The organism is Microbacterium sp. zg-Y1090 (genome assembly GCF_030246945.1).
GTDB lineage: Bacteria > Actinomycetota > Actinomycetes > Actinomycetales > Microbacteriaceae > Microbacterium > Microbacterium wangruii.
The window spans coordinates 102565-128885 of the sequence record NZ_CP126742.1 but is presented as its reverse complement, the minus strand read 5'-3'; the positions used below and the strand labels follow the sequence as shown (position 1 = coordinate 128885).

Sequence of the window (26321 nt, the reverse complement as noted above, 5' to 3'; positions counted from 1 at the left end):
CGCCCTCAGGCGGGCCGCACCAGACGCTCGCGCACGACCGGGGCGAGGCGGCGGCTGACGGGCAGCTCGATCTCCGCCAGCACGACGGTGGGCGCCGCGCCTGACAGCCGCACCTCCACCACCGCGTCGCGGTGCACGAGGTAGGAGCGGTGCACGCGGATGAAGCCGGCCGCAGCCCACCGCTCCTCGAGCTCGGAGATGGGGATGCGCACGAGATGCCCGCCGGACGGGGTCCACAGCCGCGAGTAGTCGCCCTGCGCGTGCACCCAGCGCACCTCGCTGCGGCGCACCAGCCGCACCGCCGACCCCACGGTCACCGGGACGGTCTCGTCGGCGACGGCGGCGACCGGCCCCGCCTCCGCCGAGGCTGCCGCGATCGCCCGGTCGACCGCCCGCCGCAGGCGCTCCGCCCGCACCGGCTTGAGCACGTAGTCCAGCGCGTCCACGTCGAACGCGTCCACGGCCCGCGCCTCGTCGGCGGTGACGAAGACGACCGCCGGCCGAGGGCCGTACCGGTCGAAGACTCGGGCGAGGTCGAGCCCCGACAGGCCGGGCATGTGGATGTCGAGGAACGCCGCGGCCACCCGGTGCCGCTCGAGCAGCCGCAGCACCTCGGGCCCGCCCGATGCCGCGTGCACGGTGCCGATGCGGCCGTCGCCGCCCAGCAGCGCCACGAGTTCGGCCAGGGCGGGCGGTTCGTCGTCGGCCACGAGCACGTCGATGACCGGCGCGGGCCGACGCGCGGTGTCGTCGGCACCGGGCGCCGCGCTCACGCGACGCCCGTCTCGTGACGGGGCTGCGACTTCGGCACCCGCAGGCGCACCAGCGTGCCGGCGCCGTGGTTCGTCTCCAGCACGAGGCCGCCCCTCGGACCGTACAACTGGCGCAGCCGCGCGTCGACGTTGCGCAGCCCCACGTGCCCCGCCGTCGGCTCCCCGGCCAGCAGTGCCGCGGCGGCTTCGGGAGACATGCCGACCCCGTCGTCCTCGACGGTGATCTCGGTGTGCGTCCCGTCGTCGACCGACGCGATCGTCACCATGCCGCCCCGCTCGCCCGGTTCGAGACCGTGCCGCACGGCGTTCTCCACCAGCGGCTGCACCGACAGGAACGGGATCACCGTCGACAGCGTCTCGGGGGACACACGCAGGCGCACCGCGAGCCGCTCGCCGAAGCGCGCGCGCTCGAGGGCGAGGTAGGAGTGGATGCTGCCGAGCTCCTCGGCGAGCGTCGTGAACTCCCCCTGCCGGCGGAAGGAGTACCGCGTGAAGTCCGCGAACTCCAGCACCAGCTCCCGCGCCCGGGGCGGGTCTGTGCTGATGAACGAGGCGATGGCGGTGAGGGCGTTGTAGATGAAGTGCGGGCTGATCTGCGCCCGCAGCGCCCGCAGCTCCGCTTCGGCCAGGGCGGTGCGGTTCGTCTCCAGCTCCCCCAGCGCGAGCTGCGCCGCGCACCAGTCGGCGACGTCGCCGACGGCACGCACGAGGGGAGCGCGCACCGGGTCGGCGAACGCCACGACCGCGCCCCACGGCTCACCGTCGACGATGATCGGGGCCCCCACCGACTCCGGCTGGCCGGCCTGCGGTCGGGGAAACACCTGACGGCGTCCCGTCGCGCGCACGCGCGCCGCCACCCGGCGGGCCACGGTGTCGGCATCGGCCGCGCCGCCGTCGACGGCGACGTCGTCGTGCGGCCCGACGATGGCCACCGCCCCCGCTCCCAGCAGGGTGCGCAGGTGTCTCGCCGCGCGGGCGCGGTCCGCAGGCGCCCCGCCACCGCGCAGCGCCGCCGCCGCCTGAGCGGCCAGGTGCAGGGTGCGGTGCTCGGCACGCTCCGCGTCGCTGCCCAGGTCGCGGGTGCCACGGGCCACCCGGCGCGCGAACACCAGCCCCAGCGCCAGCGCCGCCCCGACGGCCACACCCACGAGGCCGGCGATCACCACGGCATCCGGCATGAGCGAAGCCTAGGGGCGCTCAGCAGCAGCGCGCGCCGGGGTTGCGGTCCTGGTCGTCCATCTTCTGGCGCCAGAACTGCCGCTCCGTGAGGGGCGCCTCCCCGGGGTGCACGGTGCGGTGATGCGCGACGTAGGTCTCGTAGGCACGGTCGCCCATGAGCGTCTCGATGTACCAGCGGATGCCGCGGCCGGCCCGTCGCACGTGGGACCACAGTCCCTCGTGCGACGCGGCTGCGGCATCCGCCCGGCTCATCACCGACCCCCCGATCAGTGACGGCCGCTCGCCGTGGGCTGCCGATCGGCCGGCAGCTGCTCCCACTGCTTCTCGATCTCGCGCTCGGCCTTCGTGGCGATGAAGCCGGCAGGTGCGAACCGGCGCGACGGGACGGCAGGGTCCTCGTGGTCGGCGCCGCCGCCGGCGCGGATGGCCCTGATGGTGACGATGGCGGAGGTGGCGATGACGATGATCGCCAGCGTCACGAAGATGATCGACAGCGTTCCCTGCACAGCCGTGTTGCGCACGACCGCCTCCATCGCCGCCACCGTCGGCGCGGTGCCGAACGACGTCTCGCCGTCGGCGAGCGCCTGACGGAACGCGGCGTTGTTGGCCCAGTAGCCCACCTGAGGCACCGGCGAGAAGATCTTGTACATCGATGCCGTGATCGTGACGACCGCCGTGAAGCCCAGAGGCAGCACGATGATCCACAGCCACTTCACGTAGCTCTTCCCCCGCTTGGCCACGATGGCCAGCACCACCGCCAGCGCGATGGCGGCCAGCAGCTGGTTGGCGATGCCGAACAGCGGGAAGAACGTGTTGATGCCGCCGAGCGGATCGGTGACGCCCAGGATGAGGATCGCGCCCCAGCCGGCGACCATCACCGCCGTGCAGATCCACACTCCTGGTCGCCATGAGACATCGCGGAACTTCGGGATGACCACCCCGATCGAGTCCTGCAGCATGAAGCGGGCGACGCGGGTGCCGGCATCCACCGCCGTCAGGATGAACAGCGCCTCGAACATGATCGCGAAGTGATACCAGAACGCCATGAGCGCCTGGCCGCCGAGGGCCTGCTGCATGATGTGGGCGAGGCCCAGGGCGAGCGTGGGGGCACCACCGGTGCGGGAGATGATGCTCTCCTCACCGACCGCTGCGGCCGTGGACGTGAGCATCTCGGGCGTGAGGTTCACGCCCGAGAGCCCGAGGCCGTTGACGAAGGCGACCGCGCCCTCGACGGTGCCGAGGGTCGCCGCGGCCGAGGCGTTCATGGCGAAGTAGATGCCCCGGTCGATGGAGATCGCCGCCACCAGCGCCATGATCGCCACGAACGACTCCATCAGCATGCCGCCGTAGCCGATGAAGCGGGTCTGGCGCTCCTTCTCGATGAGCTTCGGGGTGGTGCCCGAGGCGATGAGGGCGTGGAACCCCGAGAGGGCGCCGCAGGCGATGGTGACGAAGAGGAACGGGAAGATCGGTCCCGAGAACACCGGTCCGAGCTCTCCGCCGGCGAACTCGCTGAAGGCCGGCACCGTGATCTCCGGCCGCACGAGCACGATGGCCGCGGCCAGCATGACGATGACGCCGATCTTCATGAAGGTCGACAGGTAGTCTCGGGGCGCCAGCAGCAGCCACACCGGCAGCACCGCGGCGATGAAGCCGTAGATGATGATGCCGACGGCGATGGTGGTGCGGTCGAGCGTGAACACCGCCGCGCCCCACTCGGTGTCGGCGATCCAGCCGCCTGCGACGATCGCCGCGATCAGCAGCACGAAGCCGATGATCGAGATCTCGGTGATGCGCCCGGGGCGGATCCACCGCAGGTAGCAGCCCATGAACAGGGCGATCGGGATCGTCATCGAGACGCTGAAGACGCCCCACGGGCTCTCGCCGAGGGCGTTGACGACGACGAGCGCGAGGATCGCCACGATGATGATCATGATGAGCAGGGATGCCAGGATCGCCGCGGTCCCGCCGATGCGGCCCAGTTCGTCGCGGGCCATCTGACCGATCGTGCGGCCGCCTCGGCGCATCGAGAAGAAGAGCACGAGGTAGTCCTGCACGGCGCCGGCCAGGATGACACCGACGATGATCCACAGCGTGCCGGGCAGATACCCCATCTGCGCGGCGAGCACGGGACCGACGAGGGGACCGGCGCCGGCGATCGCGGCGAAGTGGTGCCCGTACAGCACGCGACGGTCGGTGGGGACGTAGTCCTTGCCGTCCTGCCGGTACTCCGCCGGGGTCGCACGCCGGTCGTCGGGGCGGGTGATGTGCTTCTCGATCACCTTGGAGTAGAAGCGGTAGCCGATGAGGTAGGTGCAGACGGCCGCGAAGACGAACCAGATCGCGTTGACCGTCTCGCCGCGGACGATGGCGAGCATGACCCAGGCGACACCGCCCAGCAGGGCGATCGCGGTCCAGATCAGGATCTTCGGGAGGGTCCAGCGCGCCTCGCGCTCGAGCTCGGCTTCGGGGACGGCGACGGGAGGAAGGTCTGCGTCGGGTTCCGGCGGCGCGGTGGCGCCGCCGCGCGTGGGGGGATGAGCGGTCATCGGGTCTCCTTCGGGCACGCGACATTGCGTGCCTCCAAAGTAGGAACCGGCGCCGCTGTCGCGGTCGGCGGCGCCACGAGGATGCGACGAACGGCACAGGACGCGCGATGAACGGCAGACCCCGACCCTCGCGGAACAACGGCCCTGCCGCATACGTTGGGACGAATCGACCGGAAGGAGCCACCATGGCCCTGCTCGAAACACCGCCGTCCGTCACGCGAGACGACGAGGAGAACCGCTACGAGATCCGTGTCGCCGACGTACTGGCGGGCTATGCCGAGTTCGAGCCCGACGGCCACGGGCGTCTGCGCTTCACCCACACCGAGATCGACCCGGCGTTCCGCGGGCGCGGTCTCGCCACCGACCTCGTCGCCGAGTCGCTGGCCGACGTCGCCGGCCGTGGCGAGGAGGTCGAGCCGCTGTGCCCCTTCGTCGCGTCCTACCTGAAGGAGAACGACGTGCCCGGGCTCACCGTGCACTGGCCGCTCGTGGAGGACCTCGGCAGCACGGACCCCGACACCGAGGACTCATGACCCGCTGGGACGCGGAGGCCGCCCCCACCGACGCGCCCACCCCCGCTGCGACGGCCACCGCCCCCGGCGCCGGGGTGCTGATGCTCGACGCCCGTGAGGTGCCGCTGGGGGGCCTGCGGGCCATGACGGTGCACCGGAGCCTGCCGCAGCGCGCCCTCCCCACGATCGGGGCATGGTGCTTCTTCGACCGGTTCGGACCGCAGTCGACGGTGATGCGGGTCGAGCCGCACCCGCACATCGGCCTGCAGACCGTCACGTGGCCGCTCGTCGGCGAGGTGCGCCACCGCGACACCCTGGGCAGCGACGTGATCGTGCGCCGCGGGTCGCTCGATCTCATGACCAGCGGCGCCGGCATCGCCCATTCGGAGTACTCGCTCGGCGACGACCCCGCACCCCTCGACGCGCTGCAGCTGTGGGTGGCGCTGCCGGAGTCGCGCCGGCACGGGTCGCCCGCGTTCGAGCAGCATGAGCAGCTCCCGGTCGTCGCGCTCGACGACGGAGCCGAGGCGACCGTCGTGATGGGGCGCTTCGCCGGCACCGCCTCACCGGCATCCGTGTACACCCCCCTCGTCGGCGCGGAGGTGCGCCTGCCCGCGGGTACCCGCGTGCACCTGCCGCTCGAGGCGGCGTGGGAGCACGGTCTGGCAGGGGTGACCGGCACGACGCTCGTACACCTCGACGGGCAGGACGACGTGCCGCTCGCCCCGCAGCAGCTGCTCTACCTTCCGCCGGGGCCCTCCGGCGTGCAGGTCACCGCCGACGAACCGGCGACCCTGTTCCTGCTGGGCGGAGAGCCGTTCGAGAGCGACATCGTCATGTGGTGGAACTTCGTCGGCCGCTCGCACGAGGAGATCGTCGAGGCACGCGAGGCATGGGAGGCCGACTCCGACCGCTTCGGGCACGTCGTCGGGCACGGCCCCGAGCGCGTGCCCGCCCCGCCGCTGCCAGGGGTGCGCCTGACCCGCCGACGGCGCCGGATCTGACCCAGGGTCTCTGAGCGGGCGCTTCCCGGTCTTTCGGTTTTCTCCGGTCGTCCTCCCGCCCGCCATGCAGGTGCCACGGCTAGCCTGGACGGGTGCCTGCGACCTCCCGACTTTCGACGCGCGTCCTGCTGACCTGCGCCGCGATCGGCGTCGCCACCGGAATCATGGCCGCCGTCGGAAGCTGGCTGACGCCCCTGGTCATCGCCGCGTTCCCGATCATCTACGGCGTCGTGCTCGGCGTGCACGTGCTGCCCGGCATCATCGCGCAGGAGGCGCTGCGCCTGCCGTGGGTGGCACTGCTCACCCACCTCATGGCCGCCCTCGTCGGGGCGGCGCTCGCGCCGCACTGGGCCCTGCGGTTCATCGGCACCGCGCTGCTGTTCGGCGGCATCCAGGAGCTCGTCGCCGCCGCCACCCGCTACCGGGTGTGGCAGGCCTGGCGCTTCTTCATCTCGGCGGTCATCCTCGGCGCCATCGTGGCGTTCGTGGTCGCGATGGTCGCCGACCTCGGCTCTCTCGCGCCCTGGGCCCAGGTGACCTACCTCTCGGTATCGGTGCTGGGACCGGTGGCGTGGACGGCGGCCGGGCTCGCGGTCGGTCGCGGCCTGCGCAACGCCGGCGTCGCCCGCGCCGTCGCGCGCTGAGCGTGCGCGATTGGCAGCGAAGATAGGGCGGGCTACCGTGGGGGGAGACCCCGTCCCCCTGCGCTCTGGATGCCTGTGACCTCCGCTCCCCGCGACGAGTCCGCCGCGTCCGTCCCGGCGGACAGCGCCGACCCCACGCCGCCGCTGCTGCGGGTGCGCGACCTGGCCGTGCGCTACCCGGGCGCAGCGTCGTCGGCGCCGACATCGGCGACCCTCTCGATCGATCCCGGCGAGGTGGTGCTGCTGCTCGGACCGAGCGGCTCCGGAAAGTCGACGCTCGCGCTGTCGCTGAACGGGCTGATCCCGCAGGCGGTGCCCGCCGCGGTGACGGGGAGCGTGCGCGTGGCAGGAGAGGATGCCGGCACCACCCCCGTCGCGCGACTGGCGACCCGCGTGGGCATGGTGTTCCAGGACCCCGACGCCCAGCTGGTGACGGGGACGGTGCTGGACGAGGTGGCCTTCGGACCGGAGAACCTGCGGCTTCCGGCACCCGAGGTGCTGGCCCGCGCCGAGGAGGCGCTGCACCGGGTGGGACTGTGGGAGCGTCGCGGCGAGAACCCCGACCACCTCTCCGGCGGCGGCCGGCAGCGCCTGGCCATCGCGTGCGCGCTGGCGCTGCACTCGCCCCTGCTGGTGCTCGACGAGCCGACCGCCAACCTGGACCCGCGGGGCATCGAGGAGTTCTACCGGGCGTTGGGCGATATCGCCACGACCGGCGACCGGGCGATCCTGCTCATCGAGCACAACCTGGATGCCGCGATCGGCCTCGTCGACCGGGTGGTCGCGCTCGACGCCGCGGGAGGCACGGTCGTGGACGGCCCCGTCGGCGACGTGCTGCGCACCCGCGCCGCGGAACTCCACGACATGGGGGTGTGGCTGCCGACCGCGACGCTGGCGGCGCTGCGCCTGCGCCGTGCGGGATACCGTCTCGACCCCCTGCCGCTGACCCCGGGAGAGCTGCGCGACGCCCTGCAGGCCGAGCCCGCCCCGGTCACGCCGACCGGGACCGCGGATGACGCGGCGCCGGCATCCGCCCCCGCCCGCCGCCGCAACGCCCCCGTCGTGCAGGTGCGCGGACTCACCGTGGCCCGCGGGCGCCGCGAGGTGCTGCACGACGTCGACCTCGATGTGCGCGCGGGCGAGTTCGTCGCCGTCGTCGGCGCCAACGGGGCGGGCAAGACGACGCTCGTGCAGGCGATCGCCGGGGTCGTGCGCCCGCCGCGGGGGCGTGTGGAGGTCGGGGGCATCGATCCGGGCCGTGCGGACGCCCGCACGCTGCACCGTCGCATCGGCTTCGTGTTCCAGAATCCCGAGCACCAGTTCATCGCCGGCACCGTGTTCGACGAGCTCGCCCACGGCCTGCGGCTGCAGCGGGTGCCCGAGCCCCAGGTGCGGGAGCGCACCGACGAGCTGCTCGAGCGGTTCGGCCTCGCGGACAAGGCCGACGTGCACCCGTTCCTGCTGTCCGGCGGCCAGAAGCGACGCCTGTCGGTGGGCACGGCGCTCGTGGCGGGGGCGCCGGTGCTGGTGCTGGACGAGCCCACCTTCGGCCAGGACCGTGCCCGCGCCGACGAGCTGCTGACACTGCTGCGCGACCTCAACCGCCAGGGCACGACGATCATCGTCGTCACCCACGACATGCAGCTGGTCACCGAGTACGCCGACCGCACCGTCGTGCTCGGCGACGGCCGTCTGCTCGCCGCCGGAGCGACGGCCGAGGTGTTCGCCGATGAGGCCCTGCTCGCGCGGGCGGGACTGCGTCCGCCGCCCCTGCGGGAGGCGCTGCGCGGGGTGACGCGGCATCCCCGCCTGCAGTCCGTGGTGCGCCTGGCCGACCTCCCGGGAGGCGGACGATGACGGTGGTGGCCGATCCCTACGCCGAGGCGGCACCCGCGCCCGCGGCACGGTTCCTCTACGGACTGAACCCGCTGGCGAAGTTCCTCGCCCCGCTCCCGGCGATGACCATCCTCGTCTTCGCCCGTGACCTCACCACACCGCTGGCCTTCCTCCTGCTGTCATATCTGGTCGTCATCGTGGGCGCCCGCTGGACGCCGCGGCTGGCGGCGACGCTGCTGGCCGCCGTGCCCCTCGGCATCCTGCTCATCGGCTTCGGGATGAGCGTCTGGGTGGATGCCGACCGGGTCGCCGCCACCGCCCCGGTGCTGCAGGCGGGCAGCTGGACGCTCTATGCCGGCGCGCTGCAGATCGGCATGGCCACGGCGCTGCGGCTCGGCGCGATCGTCGCGCTGGCACTGATGGCCGGCTTGACCACCACCGGCCCCGACCTGGTGCGCGCGCTCGTTCAGCAGCTGCGCGTGCCGTACCGGGTGGGCTACACGGCGCTGGCGGCCTTCCGGTTCGTGCCGCGGTTCCGCTACGAGCTCGACGTGATCCGCCAGGCACACCGGGTGCGCGGCTCGCACGGCGGCCGCGGGCCGTTCGCCGCGATCGCCCGCGGTGCCGGATACCTCGTGCCGCTGCTGGCGGGGGCCATCCGTCACGCCGAGCGGGTGGCGCTGGCGATGGATTCCCGCGCCTTCGGGGCCTACCCCGACCGCACCGAGCGGCATCTCGTGCCCTGGCGCACCCGCGACACCGTCTTCGTCGTCGCCTTCTGGATCGTGACCGGGGCGCTGCTGGTCGTCTTCTGGCCACGGGGCTGACCTCCCCGCGAACGACGGATGCCGCGACCCCCGGTGGGGCCGCGGCATCCGGGTGCGTCAGGTGCAGGTCAGCGCTTGCCGGCGATCTTGCGGCTGACGATGTCGCGCATGATCTCGTTCGTGCCGCCGTAGATGCGGTGCACGCGCGCGTCGAGGAACGCCCGGGCGATGGGGTACTCGGTGATGTAGCCGTACCCGCCGTGCAGCTGCACGCAGGTGTCGAGGATCTCCCACTCGCGGTCGGTGGTCCAGAACTTCACCTTCGCGGCCTCTTCGCCGGTGAGCTTGCCCTCCTTGTAGGACATGAGCGCCTTGTCGAGGTACGCCCACATGACGTCGACGGTCGTGGCGACGTCCGCCAGCTTGAAGCGAGTGTTCTGGAAGTCGATGATGCGCTCACCGAACGCCTCGCGGCTCTTGGTGTACTCCACCGTCCACGCCAGGGCGGCCTGCGAGGCGGATGCCGCGGCGATGCCGATCGACAGACGCTCGAGCGGCAGGTTCATCATCAGCTGGACGAAGCCCTGGCCCTCGGTGCCACTGATGAGGTTCTCCTCGGGCACGAAGACGTCGGTGAACGACAGTTCCGCGGTGTCGTGGCCGTGGGAGCCCATCTTGTGCAGCTTCTTGCCGTGGTCGAAGCCCTCCATCCCGTTCTCGAGGATGAGCAGGCTGAAGGCGTCGGGGCGGGTGCCCTCGCCGGTCTTCACGAACGTCACCACGATGTCGGCGGTCTTGCCCGAGGAGATGAACGTCTTCGCGCCGTTGACGATGTAGCCGCCGTCGACCTTCTTGGCGGTGGTCTTGATGCCGCGCAGGTCGCTGCCGGCGCCGGGCTCGGTCATCGCCAGGGCGCCGAGCACCTCGCCGGTGGCCATGCGGGGCAGCCACTTCTCCTTCTGCGCCTGCGTGCCCATGTGCACGATATAGGGCACCGCGAGATCGTCCTGGATGCCGAACGCGCCCGCGAGCGACCCGGCGCCGGCGCCGATGACCTCTTCGTTGACGATCGTGCGGAAGCGGTAGTCCTGCAGCATGCCGGCGCCGCCGAACTCCTCGGGGACGGACAGCCCGATGAGGCCGGATTCGCCCGCGGCGAGCATGGTCTCGCGGTCGATCTCGCCGTCGGCATCCCACTTCTCGCGCTTCTCGTTCGTCGCGTAGCGCTTGATGAACTCGCGGACGACCTCGCGGAATGCCTCGTGGTCCTCGTCGTAGATGTCACGCTCCATGGCGCGCCTCCTTCGGTGTCGGTCGGCGCCGCGGCCGCCGTGCTTCTGTGGATCCGGGTGCGACGCTGCGCCCGCTCGGGCGGCGCCGCCATGACCCGAGTCTAGGCTCTGGGCCGGTCTCGAGGTGCGCGTTTGTGGGATCGGATGCCGTGAAGTGCGGAACTGAGTTCCGGACTCTGGAGGGTGACGCTAGCCCGGGTATGCCGGCGCCGGAGGGAGCTCGAAGAACTCCTCGAGCGAGTGGAATCCGCCGTCATGGTAGGCGCGGGCGAGGTCGTGGCCGAGGTAGCGCAGGTGCCACGGCTCGTACGCGTATCCGGTGACGGGCGCGTACCCGTCCTCGTACCGCACGATCCAGCCGTACTCCCACGCGTGCGTGCGGATCCAGCGGTCGGCGGCGCTGCCCGCAAGGCCGTCGAGGGTGCCGCACCCGTCCACGCACGACACGACGTCGGCCGCGAGGCCGGACTGGTGCTCGCTGTATCCCGGCCGGGCGCTGACCAGCTCGGCCTCGGCGGCGCCCAGCCGGGCGACCTGCGCGTCATGGATCGACTGCTGCATGCCGAAGGAGCGGTACCCGCTCTGCACCCCGAACTCCGCCCCCGCCGCGCGCGCAGCATCGGCCATCGCCTGCAGCGCCGCGGCCGCGTCCTCACGGAGGATCACCTGGTTGCCGCCCTGCATGGAGCCGGCGGACACGAGCGACGCCGGAACGTGATCGGGGACGGAATAGGGTCGCTGCTTGTTCACGACGGCCCACAGCCGCGCCGGATCGGACAGGTCGATGCACAGCGCCGCCCCGCGGGCGACGGCCTCGCGGAAGACGGCGGCACCGCCCGCGGCGGCGATCGCGGCGGCATCGTCGCCGGCTTCGAGCGCCGCCGAGACGGCCGGCTCGGCGCAGATGCCCTCGACGGCCGCCGGCGCCGGCGGCGTGTCCGCGACCGCATCCGCGACGGGCGGCGGGGTCAGCGCGGGCACGGGAAGAGCCGTCACCCGCGGCGCGGGAGCCGCGGCGGGCGTCGGTGAGAGCGCGTCGCCGCTGCCGTCGCCGGAGCCCGACAGCAGCGTCACGAGCGAGACGCCTCCCCACACGATCAGCACGGTCAGCAGCGTGAGCACGACGGCGCCGCGTCGCCGCGCCGCTCGGCGCCGGCGCCGTGGGCCCGGGGCCACGGGGGCCGTCGCCGTCGCGGTCGCCGTTCCACCGCGCGCCGAACCTCGCGCCGTGCGCAGCGCGCGTCGCGATTCGGGCGGTCGGGGGTCCGTCACCCTTTCATTGTCCCCCGTCGCGGCGCTCCCGACAGCATCGGCCGCGCGGGAGTGTTCGAGGTGCGCCGCGCCGCCGCATTGACAGAGTGTCGAAGATCTGTTCCCGTGGAACGATGCGGTGGCAGGGTCAGGAGCTCGGGGTGGTGGACGCCGATGCGCTTCCGGGAATGGAGCGCATCGACGGCCTGGTGCGCTCGGTCACGACGCCCGAGTTCGCGGGGATGACCTTCCATGAGGTGCAGTGCAAGTCCGCGCTGAACCGCGTGCCGGCGGTGTCGGCGATGCCCTTCGACTGGACGGTCAACCCCTACCGGGGCTGCAGCCACGCGTGCGTCTACTGTTTCGCGCGCGGCACCCACGAGTACCTCGACATGGATGCCGGGCGCGACTTCGACTCGCAGATCGTCGTGAAGATCAACGTCGCCGATGTGCTCGCGCGCGAAGTGCGGCGCGGGTCGTGGGCGCGCGAGACGGTCGCGCTCGGCACCAACACCGACCCGTATCAGCGCGCCGAAGGCCGCTACGGGCTCATGCCGGGGATCATCGGCGCGCTCACCGAATCGGGCACGCCGTTCTCGGTGCTCACCAAGGGCACGCTCATCCGTCGCGACCTGCCCTTGCTGCGCGACGCCGCCCAGCAGGTGCGGGTCTCGCTGGCGATGTCGATCGCCGTGGCCGATGAGTCACTGCGTGCCGCGATCGAGCCGGGGGCGCCGTCGTTCCAGGCGCGGCTCGACACCGTGCGCGCGGCCCGCGAGGCGGGGTTCCGCGTGACGGTCTTCCTCATGCCGATCGTGCCGCACCTCACGGACTCGGTCGCGGTGCTCGACGATGCGCTGCGCCGCATCTCCGCCGCGGGTGCCGGGCGCGTGGTGTGGGGCGCGATGCACCTCCGCCCCGGCGTGAAGCCCTGGTTCCTGCAGTGGCTCGCGCGGGAGCATCCGGAGCTGGTGTCGTCGTACCACGGGCTCTACCCCGGGGCATCCGTGATGGCGCCGAAGGCGTACCGCACCTGGCTCGCACGACGGGTGCGGCCGCTGCTGCGCCTTCACCGGCTCACCGGTGGCGAAGAGGACGACGAGCCCCGCCGTCCCGCACGCCCCGGCCCCGTGGTCACGACCGCTCGCGGGCGGGCGGCCGCGGCCGCGACGGCGGCACCGGCGCTGTTCTGACGGCGGCAGGCCCGCCCTGCGGCGACGCGCGCCCGCGGCATCCCGTCACGAGCGGCACCCCCGCACCCCGTCAGCGCGGGAGCACCCCGGCACCCCACCCACGGAGCGGCACCCTCGGCGCCCCGTCACGAGCGCAGGAGATGCGACCAGCGCAGGACGAATCCGCGCCGGAACCGCCTACGCCCGCGACATCTCCTACGCCGGGAACGACGAAGCGCCGACCGCCCCGGGAACGACGAAGCGCCGACCGCCCGGGTGGGGGCGACCGGCGCTTCGGGAGCGTGCTTACGCGTCGACGTCGGCCAGCTGACGGCCGGCGATCTCCTCGAGGAGGTCGTCGCCAAGGCGCACCTCGTCGAAGGGAGCCTCGATCTCGGCGCGGTCGAGCATCTCGGTCATGCGCCGGCGGCGCTGACGCGGGATGAGGGTGACGACGCGGCCCGCACGACCCGCGCGGCCGGTGCGGCCCGAGCGGTGCAGGTACGTCTTGTACTCGTCGGGCGCGTCGGCCTGGATGACCAGGTCGATGTCATCGACGTGGATGCCGCGGGCGGCGACGTCGGTGGCGACGAGCACGCTGACGCGTCCCTCGGTGAGGCGCTGCAGGTTGCGGGTGCGCTTGGCCTGGTTGAGGTCACCGTGCAGCGCGACGGCCGGGATGCCGGCGTCGTCGAACTGCTCGGCGAGCATCTCCGCGTAGGCGCGGGTGCGGGCGAACACGAGGGTCTTGCCCTCGCGGTCCACGAGCGAGGTGAGGATCTCGGCCTTGTCGCGGTGGTCGATCACCAGGATGCGGTGGTCGATCGTGCTGGAGTCCTGGTCTTCACCGGCGACCTCGTAGACGGCCGGCTCGACGAGGAACTCGTCGACCAGCGCGGCGACCTCGCGGTCGAGTGTCGCGGAGAACAGCAGCTTCTGCGCACCGTCGGCGACGAGGCGCAGGATGCGCTGCATCGGCTCGAGGAATCCGAGCTCCGACATGTGGTCGGCCTCGTCGAGCACGACGATCTGCACCTCGGAGAGGTCGAGCTTGCCCTGTGCGACGAGGTCCTCGATGCGACCGGGCGTGCCGATGATGATGTCGACGCCCTTCTTCAGCGCGCCGACCTGGCGCGCCTGGGGCACACCGCCGTAGATCTGCGTGGTGAAGATGCCGACGCTGCGCGCGATCGGCTGGATGGTGCGGTCGATCTGCAGCGCGAGCTCACGGGTCGGGGCGAGCACGAGCGCCTTGGGCAGGCGACCGAACTCGCGACGCTTGCCGGCCTGCGAGCGCAGCAGCGACTCCACGAGCGGAGCGCCGAAGGCGATGGTCTTGCCGGAGCCGGTGCGGCCGCGGGCGAGAACGTCCTTGCCCTCGAGGATCGGGGCGATGGTCGCCGCCTGGATCGGGAACGGGGTCGGTGCGCCGAGGTCCTGCAGGACGCGGACGATGTTGTCGCCCAGTCCGAGGCTCGAGAAGGTCACATCGGCGACCTCGCCGGCCTGCACGGCCTCGGCCTGCAGGCGCTCGTGCACGACGTCGACGTGGGCCTCCTGGGCCTTCGTCTTGGACTCGGCGTTCCAGTCCGAGCGAGCCGGACGGTCACCGGAATCGCGACGCGGGCGGTCGTCGAACGAACGCGCGGGGCGGTCGTTGAACGAGCGGGCGGGACGGTCGTCGCGCTGGGGACGGTCGAACGAACGCGCGGGGCGGTCGCCATACGAACGGGCGGGACGGTCGTCGCGCTGCGGACGGTCGAACGAACGCGCGGGGCGGTCGCCATACGAACGGGCCGGACGGTCAGCGGAATCGCGACGGGGGCGGTCGTCGAACGAACGCGCCGGGCGGTCGCCGTAGGAGCGGGCCGGACGGTCATCGCGCTGCGGGCGGTCACCGTACGAGCGAGCCGGGCGCTCGTCGTAGGAGCGGGCGGGACGGTCATCGCGCTGCGGGCGGTCGCCGTACGAACGGGCCGGACGCTCATCGTAGGAGCGGGCCGGACGGTCATCACGCTGCGGGCGGTCACCGTACGAACGCTTCGGGCGGTCGTCGTAGGAACGCGCGGGACGGTCATCACGCTGCGGGCGGTCGCCGTAGGAACGAGCCGGGCGGTCGCCCTGGGCACCGCGGTAGCCGTCGCGCTGGGGACGGTCGCCGGCCGAGCGGGCCGGACGGTCGTCGAACGAACGGGCGGGACGGTCGTCGAACGAACGACGGGGGCGATCCTCGGAGTGGCTGCGGATGCTGCGGGACGCGTCGCGACCCACCTTCTCCTGCGCGGTCCAGCGGCGCTTGGGCGCGGCATCCGTGGTCTGCTCGGGGGCGCGGTAGCCGCGGTGGCTGGGGCTCTTCGAGCCGGTGGTACCGGTCGATGCCTCGCCGGGACGACGCTTGCGGTCCTGGAAGCTGGTCTTCGCGCCGTAGCGGGGCTCGAAGTTCTTGGCCGGTCGGCCGCCTGCGGGCTTCTTGCTCTTGGGCATGGGAAATGTCCTTCTGGGTTCTCTTTCACACGAGAACAGCACCCGCTGGCACGCAGGTATAACCCGGACATCCGTCGGCCGGGGCCATTATCGATAGTGGTCATGCACGTCGATCGACGCCCACCATCGGCCCCTTGGACTCACAAACCCATCCACGCGCACCACGCGCAGTGTCCGAAGCCGACCAGACGAGTATACGGGTGCGACGCTGGGAAACCGCCCATCGGCCTACCATGACGGCATGACCACCCACATTCCCTACGACCCGACCGGCCGCCGCTTCACCGTGGAGGCGGGCGACACCACCGTCGAGGTGAATCAGGTGGGCGGTGCGCTGCGCGCATTCTCGGTCGATGGGGTCGACTTCGTCCCCCGCTACCGCGATCACCTCCCGACGCCCGCCGGCGCCGGCATCGTCATGGCCCCCTGGACCAATCGCGTGCGCGACGGCGTCTGGGTGCACGAGGGGACGACGCAACGGCTGGCGATCAGCGAACCGAAGACCGGCAACGCCTCGCATGGGCTGCTGCGCTTCACCGGCTACCAGCCCGTCGCCTATGCGAAGGACTCCGTCACCCTCGGTGCCGACGTCTACCCGCAGACCGGCTATCCGTTCCATCTCGCCACGGAGGTCACCTACACCGTGGCGGAAGGCTCCCTCACGGTGGCCCACCGGGTGATCAACCTGGGGGCCGAACACGCACCCGTCGCCATCGGCGCCCATCCCTACTTCTGCATCGGCGGCGCCGACACGGCCGGGCTGACGCTGCACCTGGATGCCGCGACGCGCTTCACCGTCGACGAGCGGCTGCTGCCGGTTGCGGAAGAGCCCGTCGACGAGGCGACCGACCTGCGCACCCCGCGCCGACTCGGCGACCTCGACCTCGACACCGCGTACGGCACGATCAGCCGCGACGATGACGACCTCGTCCGCGCGACCCTCACCGCACCGGATGGCCGCTCACTCGCGGTCTGGGCCGGTCCGGGCTTCGACTACGTGCAGGTGTTCACGACCGACCGGTTCCCCGGCGAGCGGCTCGCCGTGGCGATCGAGCCGATGACGGCGCCGGCCGACGCCTTCAACTCGGGCAGAGGGCTGCGCCGGCTCGCCCCCGGCGAGGAGTGGCAGCTGTCCTGGGGTACGGCCGCCCGCACCCCATAAGTCAGCGCTGGGTGTCGGATCCGCCGTCGTGGGTCTCGGATGAGTCGGACGCCGCGTCGGAGTCGCCGGCCTCGGCCGCACCGGACGCAACATCGGTCTCGTCGGACTGAGCCTCGTCGATGTCGGACGGTTGCGCCTCATCGGACTCGGCGGGTCGCCACTCGTCACCCTCCGCGGGCTGAGCCTCGTCGAACTCGGCGGGCTGCGCCTCACTGAGCGCGAAGGGCTCCTCCGCGTCGGACTCAGTGGGCTGCGCCTCGTCGGACTCGGCGGGTCGCCACTCGTCACCCTCCGCGGGCTGAGCCTCGTCGAACTCGGACGGCCGCCCCTCTTCACCCTCGGCGGGCTGCGCCTCGTGACCATGGGCGGACTCGACCTCGGCGCCCTCCCCGGGCTCCGCCACGTCCTGCTCGCTCGGCTCCGCCGCGTCCTGCTCGCTCGACTCCGCCGCGTCCTGCTCGCTCGGCTCCGCCGCGTCCTGCTCGCCTGACTCCGCCGCGTCGAGCTCAGCGGACTCCGCGACGGGCAGCTCGGCAGCCTCCGCGCCGGGCTCCGCGCCCTCGACCTCCGGCTCGCCGGATTCAGCGCTCACGCCAGCGTCGGCACTCGCATCGGACGCAGCGCTCTCGGCGGGCGAGACAGCAGATTCGGCAGCCTCATCGAACCAGTTCGACTCCGCAGAAGCCGCCTCGCTGCCGGACGCGTCGGTCCCGTCGGCTGCGTCGGGCTCGGCGGCTGCGTCGCGCTCGGCGGCCCCGTCGGACTCGACGGCCCCGACAGGCCGCTCAGCGGCATCCGGGTCCTGCGTCGCCGGCGCGTCGAGGTCGGTCGCCGCACCGCCGGTGGCCGCGCCGGCGACCGCGATCGGGTTCGTCGACCCGAGTGCCCGCAACTCGCGCCGCGTGAGCGGCACACCCGTCGTCGGCACAGCCGTCGTCGGACCACCAGTCGCCGCGCCGGCCACCGCCACGGCGACCGCGGGCGCGGGCGCCTCGGTCGGCACCGCGGCGCGCTTGGCCTCACGACGCTCGCGCGCGCCTTCGACGAGGTTGTAGAGCGTCGGCAGCACGAGCAGCGTCAGCACGGTGGACGAGATCAGCCCGCCGATCACGACGATGGCGAGCGGCTGGGAGATGAACCCGCCGCTGCCGGTGATGCCCAGCGCCATCGGGGTCAGCGCGAAGATCGTCGCCAGCGCGGTCATGAGGATGGGCCGCAGACGTCGCGCGCCACCGGCGATGGTGGCGTCGTGAGCGGAAAGCCCCTTCACGCGGTACTGGTTGACGAGGTCGACCAGCACGATGGCGTTGGTCACCACGATGCCGATGAGCATGAGCACGCCGATGAGCGATGCGACGCCCAGCGGCACCCCGGTGGCGATCTGCAGCAGAATCGCGCCCGTCGCCGCGAAGGGCACGGACACCAGCAGCAGCAGCGGCTGGCGCAGCGACTTGAACGTCGCCACCATCACGATGTAGACGATCAGGATCGCCGCCAGCAGGGCCAGGCCCAGCTGGTAGAAGGCATCCTGCTGCTGAGACAGCACGCCGCCCACGCTCGCGTCGGCCGAAGCGGGCAGGTCTGCGTCGGCGAGCGCCTCGGTGACGACGGCCGACGCGGCGGTGAGGTCGTCTCCCGAGGGGGTGACGACCACGGTGGCGGTGCGCTGGCCGCGCTCGGCGGTGATCGAGGTCGGGCCCTCGCTCTCCTCGACCGTCGCGACCTCCGACAGCGCCACCGGACCCGTGGCGGTCGGCACCTGCAGACTCTTCAGGTCCTCCAGCGTCGCCGGCACCTGCGAGGCGGCCAGGTACACCGTGAGCGTCGTGTCGTCGATCTCGACCGACCCGATCTGCTGCGGCTGCATCGTCCCCGACACGAGCGCGCCGACGGCGACTTCGGACAGCCCGCGCTGAGCGGCGGCGTCGCGGTCGACCACGACGGCGATGTACGGCAGCGAAGCGGCGAGGTTGGTGGTGACCTGCTCGACCCCGTCGCGTCCTTCGACCGAGGCGACGACGGCATCCGTCGCCTCCTGCAGTGTCGTCTGGTCGGGTGCGGTGACGTCGATCTCGATGTCGCTCGACCCGAATCCGCCCTGTGCGGACAGTGCGACGGTGCCGACGTCGGACAGCCCGTCGACGGTGTCGAGCACGTCTTCACGCACGGTGAGCTGGTCGGCCTCGGGGTCGGTGGTGACCGAGAAGGTCGCCCCGCTCGACCCGCCCGAGAACGCGTCGACGAGAGCCGATCCGCTCGAGCCGATCGACACCTGCACGGTCTCGATGCCGTCGACGCCCAGCAGCGCCTCTTCGACGACGGCGGCTGCGGCGTCCTTTGCGTCGAGCGAGGCGGCGGGACCGAGATCCTGCGTCACCGTGAAGGTGTTCTGCCCGGTGTCGCCGAGGAAGTTCGTCTTCATGAACGGCGCCGCCGCGACCGTGCCCGCGAGCACCAGCAGGGCCAGCAGCAGGGTCACCGCCGAGTGGCGCAGCGTCCACCGCAGCACCGGCAGGTACGCCTTCTGCAGCCGCGACGGCGGCGCAGAGGGGTCTTCGGGGTCGATGGGCTCACCATCGGGCCCGATGAGCGCCTTGCCGGGGCGCAGGAACCAGTAGGCCAGCACGGGAACGATCGTCAGCGACACGAACAGCGACGCCGTCATCGCGATCGTGACCGTCAGCGCGAACGGCCGGAACAGCTCACCGGTCACATCGCCGACGAAGGCGATGGGCAGGAACACCGCGACGGTGGTGATGGTGGATGCCGTGATGGCGGCAGCCACCTCGCGCACGGCCAGCAGGATGGACCGCAGCTTGTCGGCGGACCCGACATAGTGGCGCTTGATGTTCTCGATCACGACGATGGAGTCGTCGACGACGCGACCGATCGCGATCGTCAAGGCGCCCAGGGTCAGGATGTTCAGCGAGTACCCGAACGCCTGGATGCCGATGAACGTGATGAGCACGCTGGTGGGGATCGAGATCGCCGTGACCAGTGTCGAGCGCACCGAGAGCAGGAACAGCAGGATCACGAGCACCGCGAACGCCAGCCCGAGGAGCCCTTCCTCGGCGAGCGCCGCGATGGATTCCTGGATGAAGGGCGCCTGGTCGAACACCACGGTGAACTCGGCGGCGCCGTCGAGTGCCTGCTCGAGGTCCGGCAGCGCGGCGAGCACGCCCTTCGAGACGTCCACGGTGTTGGCGGCAGGCAGCTTCGTCACGGCGATCGTGAGCGCCGGCTCGCCGTCGACGCGCGAGATCGAGGTCTGCGGGTCCTGGTCGGCCTCGACGGTGGCGACATCCGAGATGGTGACGACGCCGGCGCCGAACTGGGCAGGGTCGGTCGGAACCAGCGGAAGCGCCCCGATGTCCTCGACCGAGGTGATCTTCGCGCCGGTCTGCACCGTCAGGGTGCGGTCGTCCTCCGTGATGCCGCCGCCGGGGAAGAGGACGCCGTTCTGGTCGAGGGCGTCGCTGATCGCCTGCTGGCTGAATCCCGCTGCGGCGAGCGCCGCCTGGTCGGGCGTGATGGTGATGCGCTGGCCGGCGCCGCCGACCACCTCGGCGGAGTTGACCCCGGGGACGTCCTCGAGGTCGGGGATGACCGTGGACTCCAGGAGCTGCTGGATCGACGTCTCGTCGTCGTACCCGGTGACGGCGAGCTGGACGACGGGGAGATCATCGATCGACAGGCTGAAGACCTGCGGATCGACGGATTCGGGCAGCTGACCCTTGATGCGGTTGATCGCCTGCGTGATCTTCTGCTCAGCGGTGGCCAGATCCGTGCCGTAGGTGAAGGCCGCCTGGATGATCGAGGCGTTGGTCGTGCTCGTCGCGGTGGTCGATTCGAGCCCGGGCACACCCTGGATGGCCGTCTCGATGGGGAGCGACACATCGTTGGACACCACCTCGGGCGAGGCGCCCGGGTAGGTCGCCACGACCGTCAGCGCCGGGAACTCGATCGACGGGATGAGCTCCTGCTTGAGGTTGGTCAATGCCAGCCCGCCGAACACGGCGGCGACGATCGTCACGAGGGCGATGAGCGCGCGGTTCTTCAGGCTCAGGACGGCGAGGTGAGACACGGGCTGCCTTTTGCGAGATGTCGATGCGGGGGGACGGGTCGCCACGAGCGCGGCCGATACGCGGATGTATCGGGTTCAGTATCCCATGCGGCATACTGCGCGGCGCGCCGCTCACCGTGGCAGCAGGCCACCGATCACCATGCCGATCGCCGCGGCGACCACGGCGGTGCCCAGCGTCGCGATCAGGTTGACCACGGCCCAGTCGCGGCGGCCGCGCTGCGCCATCAGTGCGGAGTCCACGCTCACGGTGCTGAAGGTGGTGAACCCGCCCAGCAGGCCGACCCCCACGACCATGCCCCATACGGGCGCGAACGATGCCCCCGCCCCGACGATCACGCCCAGAACAAGGGACCCGATGACGTTGACCAGCAAGATGCCGAGGGGGAAGGCGTCGCTGCGCCCGCGCATGACGGCGGCATCCACCAGGTAGCGCACACCGGCACCCAGCCCGCCGGCCGCTGCGAGGACGCCCAGCTCTGCGAGGTTCATGCCGGCACCTCCATGATGCGCGCCGCGGCCTGACGCCGGCCGATGACCACGCCCCACGCGGCGGCGGCCACCCCGCAGGCCACGCTCACCGCGGCCAGGAGCATGCCGGTCACCGGTGCCGCACCGAACAGCTGCACCGTCTGCACGGCGAACGCACTGTAGGTCGTGAATCCTCCGAGCACCCCGGTGCCCAGGAACGCGCGCAGCCGCGGTCGGCTCTGCCCGAGCCGGCCGACGACGAACCCCAGGGCGAAGGAGCCCGTGACGTTGATCGCCGCCGTCACCAGGGGAAGGGCGAGGGGGTGCGCTGCCGGTCCCCACGGCAGCACGAGAGCGGCGCGCGCGGCGACCCCGATGGCGCCGCCGAGCACCACGAAGACCAGGGTCAGCCAGGAGAACCGCGCCACGGGCTCAGGCTAGGGAACGGTCTGCAGGATCAGCGTACGGATCGCCGTCTCCGACGAGACCGACGCGTCCAGCAGGTGCCCCGACCGATACCGCGAGAACACGCGCGGGTCGATGTACGACCCTCGCGCGACCGACGGCGTGTTCCCCAGCGCCTTCGCGGCGCGCTGGACGGCGAGCACCTCCGCGCGCTTGCGGTCGCGCTTGGTGTCGACCGTCCCCACGCGTGCGAGGGTGTCGGCGGCGATGATCGTGCCCCGCAGGGTGCGGAAGTCCTTCGCGGTGAAGTCGCCGCCGGTGAGCGATCGCACGTAGTCGTTCACCTCTTTGGGAGTCAGCGCGACACGGCGCCGGCCGCGGGACCAGGCCAGCAGCGCCGCCGTCGGCCGCCCCGCCGTCAGGAGCGCGATGACGTCGGCCAGATCCGGGTCCTCCAGCTCGATGACCTGCCGCTTTCCGCTCTTGCCGGGGAAGTCGAGCGTGATCACCGGCGCGTCCACTCGCGCGTGCCGGCGCTGCAGCGTCGTGAGCCCTCGGTTGCCGGTGCGGGCGAGATGCCGCTCCGAGCCGATGCGCACCGCGGCCTGATCGAGAAGGCGGAAGGCGGCCGCCAGCACGCGATCGCGGTCGAGGCCGTCCTGGCGCAGCGACGCCGTCACCCGCCCACGTGCCCGTGGGAGCGCCTCGGCCAGCAGCAGCGCGCGGGCGTACTTGTTCTTGTCCCGCTTGGGCGCCCAGTCCGCGTGGTAGATGTACTGGGTGCGTCCGGCGTCGTCGACCCCGACGGCCTGGATATGCCCATTGGGCGCGGCACTGATCCACACGTCCCGCCATGCCGGCGGGATCACCAGCGCCTGGATGCGCTCACGGTGGGCATCGCCGCACGCGCGACCGGCGGTGTCGAGATAGCGATGGCCGGAGCCGGCGCGCACGCGCCGGAAGCCGGGGTCCACCCCGGGACGCACGCGTCGCAGACGCGGCACGGTCAGTGGTCGCGGAGCATGGTGATCAGCTCCGCCTTGCGCTTTCCGGAGTATCCGGCGAGGCCGAGTTCTTTGGCGCGAACGCGCAGCTGTGCGACCGTCCAGTCCTCGTAGTCGCCCGACTTCCCGCCGCGACGGCCCACCGCGCCGCGGCCGTCCCGCGCCGCTGCGTTGGACACGCGGGCGGCCTTCTCCTTCGACGCGCCGTCCTTGCGCAGCTCCTCGTACAGGTCGGGATCCTTCAGGCTGTTCGAGCCTCTTCCCTGGGGCATGGCGTGGCCTCCTCGCTCGCAGTCCTCCCGACGCTAGAACGTGCAGGAAAACGGCGCAGGGGGTTGACATCGGGCGCGCGCACGCTCTACCACCCCTCGCGAAGCAGAGTCAAGAGGTCGTAAGCAGACACACAGGATGGCTAGCGTGATCGACGAGCGCTGAACCGCGCCAACACCCGCTCCCCGGCGGGTGATGGGAGTACAGAAGAAGGAGCCCCATGAACATCGCACTCCTGATCATCATCGTCGTCGCGATCGTGCTCGCCATCGTCGGTGGCATGAACACCGCCCTCAGCTGGCTGCTGTGGGTCGCACTGATCGTCGGTGTCATCGCACTGATCGCCTTCCTCTTCCGCGTCATCAGCGGCAACAAGAGGGTGTAACGAAAGACCCCATGTGAGAGGGCCCGGCGCATCGCGCCGGGCCCTCTTGCCGTCTCGGGCGGGTCACAGCGCGCGCTGCGCATACACGCGCAGCGCGTCGCGCACGAGCTCTGCCCCGGCCTGGCCGCCATAGTTCGCTGCGAAGCGGGGATCCGCGACGTACATCTCCCCGAGTCCCGTCACGTACCCGACGATGCGGTCGCGCTCCGTCGGTGCCCCGGGAACCCCGGTCAGCCATGCGACATGGCGCGCGGCGAGGGACTGCGCTTCATCGCAGTCCGCGGGGATGCCGCGCGCGGCGGCATCCGTCCAGTCCGCGCCGAGGCGCGCGGTCGCCTGCTGCCACCTCTCGCGCTCCGCATCGCCCATGCTGCGCCACCACGCGTCGCTGCGCTGATAGGCGGCCGCCCCCCACCGCTCGGTGACCTCCTGCTCGTACCTCGCATGGTCGAAGCCGTCGAACATGTCCTGTGCCATGAGCTGCTCCCCTCTTCTCAGTGTCTCGATGGTCGATGCGACGGCGGCCACCTGCCGTTGCAGGCGCTCCTGCTCCTGCCGGAGCCGGTGAAGGTGCGCCTGCAGGGCCGCCACCGGCGACCGCTCACGGTCGAGCGCCTCGCCGATGTGCTCCAGCCCCATGCCGAGCTGGCGCAGCAGCAGAATGCGCTGGAGTCGCACGAGTGCCGCTTCGTCGTAGTGGCGGTAGCCGTTCGCGGCCACCCGCGTCGGCCGCAGCAGCCCGATGTCGTCGTAATGGCGCAGGGTGCGGCTCGTCGTCCCGGTCAGCCGAGCGACCTGCTGGATCGACCACTCCATGACCTGCTCCCGTCTTCCCATCCGACCGTAGATCTTGACGTTGCGTAAAGGTCAAGCGGCACTCGTCGCCCCCTCTCTTCCACATCGAGATATATCGTGTTATCTTCCGAACACGATATATCTCGATCACACCATCAGGAGCAGAAACATGACCTTCGAGAAATGGCTCATCCACCCGGGCGAGAACCGGGTGATCGACGTCGATGGCGTACGCACCCTCAAGGTCGGCCTCGTCGGCGGGCAGGTCGACGTGATCGGGCACGACGAGCCCGGCGTGCGCGTCGAAGTGCACGGCGTCACCGTGAAGGACCTGCGCATCGAGACCTCGGGCGACGCACTGGAGATCGACCACGCACAGCTGCGCTGGGACAACGTCCTGCAGTCGTTCCGCAACTTCGGCGCCGGCGGCCCCAAGGCGGAGATCAGCATCGCCGTTCCGCGCGACGTCGCCCTGACCCTCGGAGTGGTGAGCGCCAGCGCCCTCGTGGCGGGCCTGCAGAACGGCGCGCGCCTGAACACCGTCTCCGGCGACGTCATCGTCGACGGCATGATCGGCGACGTGTCGGTGAACGCCGTCTCCGGCGACACGCAGATCCGGGGCCTCGTCGGCGGACTCAGCGCCAACAGCGTCTCGGGTGACATCGCGGCATCCGGCGCTCTGCGCAAGGCCGATGTGGACACCGTGTCGGGGGCGACGATGATCGATGCCACCGGCGAGGCCGACACGATCAGCATCAACACCGTCGCCGGAGCGGCCACCGTGCGACTGGACCCGGGACTGCCGGCGAACTTCGCCATCCGCAGCGTCAGCGGCACGGTCATGGTCGACGGGGTCACCCACTCCGGCGGCAGCGGCGTGGGCGTGAACTACACCGGCTCGGTCGGAGAGCTCAGCGGCTCGTTCGTCGACCTGCGCGCGCACAGCGTCTCCGGCGCGGTGACCGTGCTGCGTCGCGCCGAGGTGGCCCCCGCCGAAGCGGCGACGCCCGTCGCCGAGGCCCGGCCGGATGCCGTGACGACCATGCCTCCCGCGGAGCAGCGACCGGATGCCGCGGCCGCTGCACCCGTCACGGACGCGCGACCCGATGGCGGGGCCGCGACCGAGGAGCAGTGGTGATGCCCCCCGTCTTCTCCCACGGCGACCTGCGCCTCTACCTGCTGAACCTGCTCGACGAGTCGCCTCGCCACGGCTACGACCTGATCCAGGCACTGTCGGACCGCACCGGGGGCACCTATACCCCCAGCGCCGGGACCGTGTACCCGCGTCTGGCGAAGCTGGAGGAGGAGGGCCTGGTGACCAAGTACGCCGATGGCCGCAAGACGGTCTACCGCATCACCGAAGCGGGACGCGCCGAGGTGGCCTCGCGGGCCCACGACCTCGAGGGCATCGAGGCGGGGCTGGACGACAGCGTGCGCCTCATCGCCGATGAGGTGCGCGGCAGCGTGCGGGAGGCCATGCGCAGCCTGCGCGCCGACCTCGCCGCCGCTGCTCAGACCGACCGCACCACCGCCAAGCAGGCTCCGGTCGACGACGAGCGCACCCGCAGTCGCGCGGAGCTGCACCGAGCCGATACGGCCCTGACGGAGTTCCGCGCCCGCGTGCGCAGCGAACTGCGCGTGCACGTCGCCCGCGGCGGCACACTGCCGGCGACCGTGGTGGACGAGCTCACCACGGCGCTCGACGCGACCGCCGCCGCGGTCACCCGCGCACTGTCGCGCTGATCAGCCCTCCGGCCACAGCTCCTCGTCGTCGCGCGCCGGTTCGTCCAGCGGCACGACGAGGATCGGCCGGTGCTGACGGTGGGCGAGGCGGGCGGCGACCGATCCGGTGAAGAACTCGCGGATCGATTCGCCGATGCCGCGCCGACGGGTTCCCACGACGATGAGTCGCGCATCGGTCTGCTCGGCGAGGTGCTTCATCGCCAGGGCGGGATCGCCCACCAGTTGGCGCACGGTGAAAGGCATATCGAGCCCCTTCAACGCCGCCGTGGCGGCATCCGTCACCGCCTCGAGATCCCCCTCGCCGGTGGCGATGTTCAGGTCGAGAGGCGCGGAGTGCACGTAGCCGTCGGGGTCCTCGTAGGTGACGAAGCGGGTCACGTCGACATGCACGACCACCAGCGGTGCACCCAGCAGCTTGGCGTACTGCGCGGCCTCTTTCACCACCCGCGGCGGCTGCCCCGGGATCGCGCCCACCAGCACAGCGTGCTGCGGTGTGGTCTCGGACTCTTCGATCATGGCGTCGTCGCCCCTTCCCCCTCAGG

The 26321-nt window shown here is 71.7% G+C and carries 23 protein-coding genes and 1 pseudogene; 10 read left to right on the top strand and 14 right to left on the bottom strand.

Annotation, left to right across the window (positions count from 1 at the left end):
* Positions 1-5: 5 nt before the first annotated feature.
* Genes QNO26_RS00605 through QNO26_RS00590 form a run of 4 tightly spaced genes read right to left on the bottom strand, consistent with a single transcriptional unit; the run spans position 6 to position 4501 of the window.
* Positions 6-773 (bottom strand): LytR/AlgR family response regulator transcription factor, encoded by a 768-nt coding sequence (locus QNO26_RS00605; protein WP_257638600.1) that lies wholly within the window; start codon positions 771-773, stop codon positions 6-8.
* Positions 770-1951: a sensor histidine kinase gene (locus tag QNO26_RS00600; RefSeq protein ID WP_257532755.1), complete on the bottom strand. Its 1182-nt coding sequence runs from the start codon at positions 1949-1951 to the stop codon at positions 770-772. The genes QNO26_RS00605 and QNO26_RS00600 overlap by 4 nt, the downstream gene beginning before the upstream one ends.
* 19 nt (positions 1952-1970) lie before the next feature.
* Positions 1971-2204 (bottom strand): YbdD/YjiX family protein, encoded by a 234-nt coding sequence (locus QNO26_RS00595; RefSeq protein ID WP_285181686.1) that lies wholly within the window; start codon positions 2202-2204, stop codon positions 1971-1973.
* Between the two features lie 14 nt (positions 2205-2218).
* Positions 2219-4501 carry a carbon starvation CstA family protein gene (locus QNO26_RS00590; RefSeq protein ID WP_257638594.1) on the bottom strand — a complete coding sequence of 761 codons (2283 nt, stop codon included), beginning with the start codon at positions 4499-4501 and terminating at the stop codon, positions 2219-2221.
* Between the two features lie 185 nt (positions 4502-4686).
* On the opposite strand from QNO26_RS00590, the gene QNO26_RS00585 reads away from it, so the two are divergent.
* From QNO26_RS00585 to QNO26_RS00565, 5 genes are all read left to right on the top strand, one after another.
* Positions 4687-5034 (top strand): GNAT family N-acetyltransferase, encoded by a 348-nt coding sequence (locus tag QNO26_RS00585; protein ID WP_257532741.1) that lies wholly within the window; start codon positions 4687-4689, stop codon positions 5032-5034.
* Positions 5031-6017, top strand: coding sequence for a pirin family protein (locus QNO26_RS00580; protein ID WP_257638593.1), 987 nt, complete (start codon positions 5031-5033; stop codon positions 6015-6017). The genes QNO26_RS00585 and QNO26_RS00580 overlap by 4 nt, the downstream gene beginning before the upstream one ends.
* A gap of 92 nt (positions 6018-6109) precedes the next feature.
* Positions 6110-6661, top strand: a complete 552-nt coding sequence (locus tag QNO26_RS00575) for an ECF transporter S component (protein ID WP_257532738.1) — start codon at positions 6110-6112, stop codon at positions 6659-6661.
* A gap of 69 nt (positions 6662-6730) precedes the next feature.
* Positions 6731-8518: an ABC transporter ATP-binding protein gene (locus tag QNO26_RS00570; RefSeq protein WP_374679386.1), complete on the top strand. Its 1788-nt coding sequence runs from the start codon at positions 6731-6733 to the stop codon at positions 8516-8518.
* Positions 8515-9324: an energy-coupling factor transporter transmembrane component T gene (locus QNO26_RS00565; protein ID WP_257638591.1), complete on the top strand. Its 810-nt coding sequence runs from the start codon at positions 8515-8517 to the stop codon at positions 9322-9324. Before QNO26_RS00570 ends, QNO26_RS00565 begins: the two co-directional genes overlap by 4 nt.
* A gap of 68 nt (positions 9325-9392) precedes the next feature.
* On the opposite strand, the gene QNO26_RS00560 is transcribed toward QNO26_RS00565, so the two are convergent.
* Both QNO26_RS00560 and QNO26_RS00555 read right to left on the bottom strand, forming a co-directional pair.
* The gene (locus QNO26_RS00560; RefSeq protein ID WP_257532732.1) at positions 9393-10556 is read right to left on the bottom strand and encodes an acyl-CoA dehydrogenase family protein; all 1164 of its coding nucleotides are present in this window, start codon (positions 10554-10556) and stop codon (positions 9393-9395) included.
* 189 nt (positions 10557-10745) lie between these two features.
* On the bottom strand, positions 10746-11678 hold the full coding sequence (locus tag QNO26_RS00555) for a M15 family metallopeptidase (RefSeq protein WP_257532730.1): 933 nt from the start codon (positions 11676-11678) through the stop codon (positions 10746-10748).
* A 263-nt stretch (positions 11679-11941) separates the two neighbouring features.
* Between QNO26_RS00555 and QNO26_RS00550 the strand changes: the two genes are divergently transcribed.
* The gene (locus QNO26_RS00550) at positions 11942-13000 is read left to right on the top strand and encodes an Rv2578c family radical SAM protein (protein ID WP_257532728.1); all 1059 of its coding nucleotides are present in this window, start codon (positions 11942-11944) and stop codon (positions 12998-13000) included.
* Positions 13001-13285: 285 nt separating this feature from the next.
* Here QNO26_RS00550 and QNO26_RS00545 read toward each other — a convergent pair whose 3' ends face one another.
* Positions 13286-15463, bottom strand: coding sequence for a DEAD/DEAH box helicase (locus QNO26_RS00545; protein ID WP_257532726.1), 2178 nt, complete (start codon positions 15461-15463; stop codon positions 13286-13288).
* A gap of 241 nt (positions 15464-15704) precedes the next feature.
* Between QNO26_RS00545 and QNO26_RS00540 the strand changes: the two genes are divergently transcribed.
* The gene (locus tag QNO26_RS00540) at positions 15705-16625 is read left to right on the top strand and encodes an aldose 1-epimerase family protein (RefSeq protein ID WP_257638590.1); all 921 of its coding nucleotides are present in this window, start codon (positions 15705-15707) and stop codon (positions 16623-16625) included.
* Positions 16626-17630: 1005 nt separating this feature from the next.
* Here the strand turns inward: QNO26_RS00540 and QNO26_RS00535 are convergent.
* The 5 genes and pseudogenes from QNO26_RS00535 to QNO26_RS00515 form a co-directional block, all read right to left on the bottom strand.
* A pseudogene (locus QNO26_RS00535) lies at positions 17631-20709 on the bottom strand (efflux RND transporter permease subunit); the annotation flags it as partial.
* Positions 20710-20820: 111 nt separating this feature from the next.
* Entirely contained in the window at positions 20821-21198 is a 378-nt protein-coding gene (locus tag QNO26_RS00530) for a fluoride efflux transporter FluC (protein ID WP_257532722.1), read from the bottom strand.
* Positions 21195-21605: a fluoride efflux transporter FluC gene (locus QNO26_RS00525; protein ID WP_257638589.1), complete on the bottom strand. Its 411-nt coding sequence runs from the start codon at positions 21603-21605 to the stop codon at positions 21195-21197. Before QNO26_RS00525 ends, QNO26_RS00530 begins: the two co-directional genes overlap by 4 nt.
* A gap of 9 nt (positions 21606-21614) precedes the next feature.
* Positions 21615-22586, bottom strand: coding sequence for a DNA topoisomerase IB (locus QNO26_RS00520; protein WP_257638588.1), 972 nt, complete (start codon positions 22584-22586; stop codon positions 21615-21617).
* A 2-nt stretch (positions 22587-22588) separates the two neighbouring features.
* Positions 22589-22858 (bottom strand): Rho termination factor N-terminal domain-containing protein, encoded by a 270-nt coding sequence (locus tag QNO26_RS00515; protein ID WP_257532715.1) that lies wholly within the window; start codon positions 22856-22858, stop codon positions 22589-22591.
* Between the two features lie 218 nt (positions 22859-23076).
* Between QNO26_RS00515 and QNO26_RS00510 the strand changes: the two genes are divergently transcribed.
* On the top strand, positions 23077-23241 hold the full coding sequence (locus QNO26_RS00510) for a hypothetical protein (protein WP_257532713.1): 165 nt from the start codon (positions 23077-23079) through the stop codon (positions 23239-23241).
* Positions 23242-23304: 63 nt separating this feature from the next.
* Here QNO26_RS00510 and QNO26_RS00505 read toward each other — a convergent pair whose 3' ends face one another.
* Positions 23305-24057 (bottom strand): MerR family transcriptional regulator, encoded by a 753-nt coding sequence (locus QNO26_RS00505; RefSeq protein ID WP_257638599.1) that lies wholly within the window; start codon positions 24055-24057, stop codon positions 23305-23307.
* A 148-nt stretch (positions 24058-24205) separates the two neighbouring features.
* Here QNO26_RS00505 and QNO26_RS00500 point away from each other — a divergent pair, with 148 nt between their 5' ends.
* A complete protein-coding gene (locus QNO26_RS00500) occupies positions 24206-25174 on the top strand; it encodes a DUF4097 domain-containing protein (RefSeq protein WP_257532708.1) in 969 nt (322 codons plus the stop codon).
* Positions 25174-25779, top strand: a complete 606-nt coding sequence (locus QNO26_RS00495; protein ID WP_257532706.1) for a PadR family transcriptional regulator — start codon at positions 25174-25176, stop codon at positions 25777-25779. Before QNO26_RS00500 ends, QNO26_RS00495 begins: the two co-directional genes overlap by 1 nt.
* Here the strand turns inward: QNO26_RS00495 and QNO26_RS00490 are convergent, their stop codons facing one another.
* Positions 25780-26295, bottom strand: a complete 516-nt coding sequence (locus tag QNO26_RS00490; RefSeq protein WP_257532704.1) for a universal stress protein — start codon at positions 26293-26295, stop codon at positions 25780-25782.
* Positions 26296-26321 lie beyond the last annotated feature (26 nt).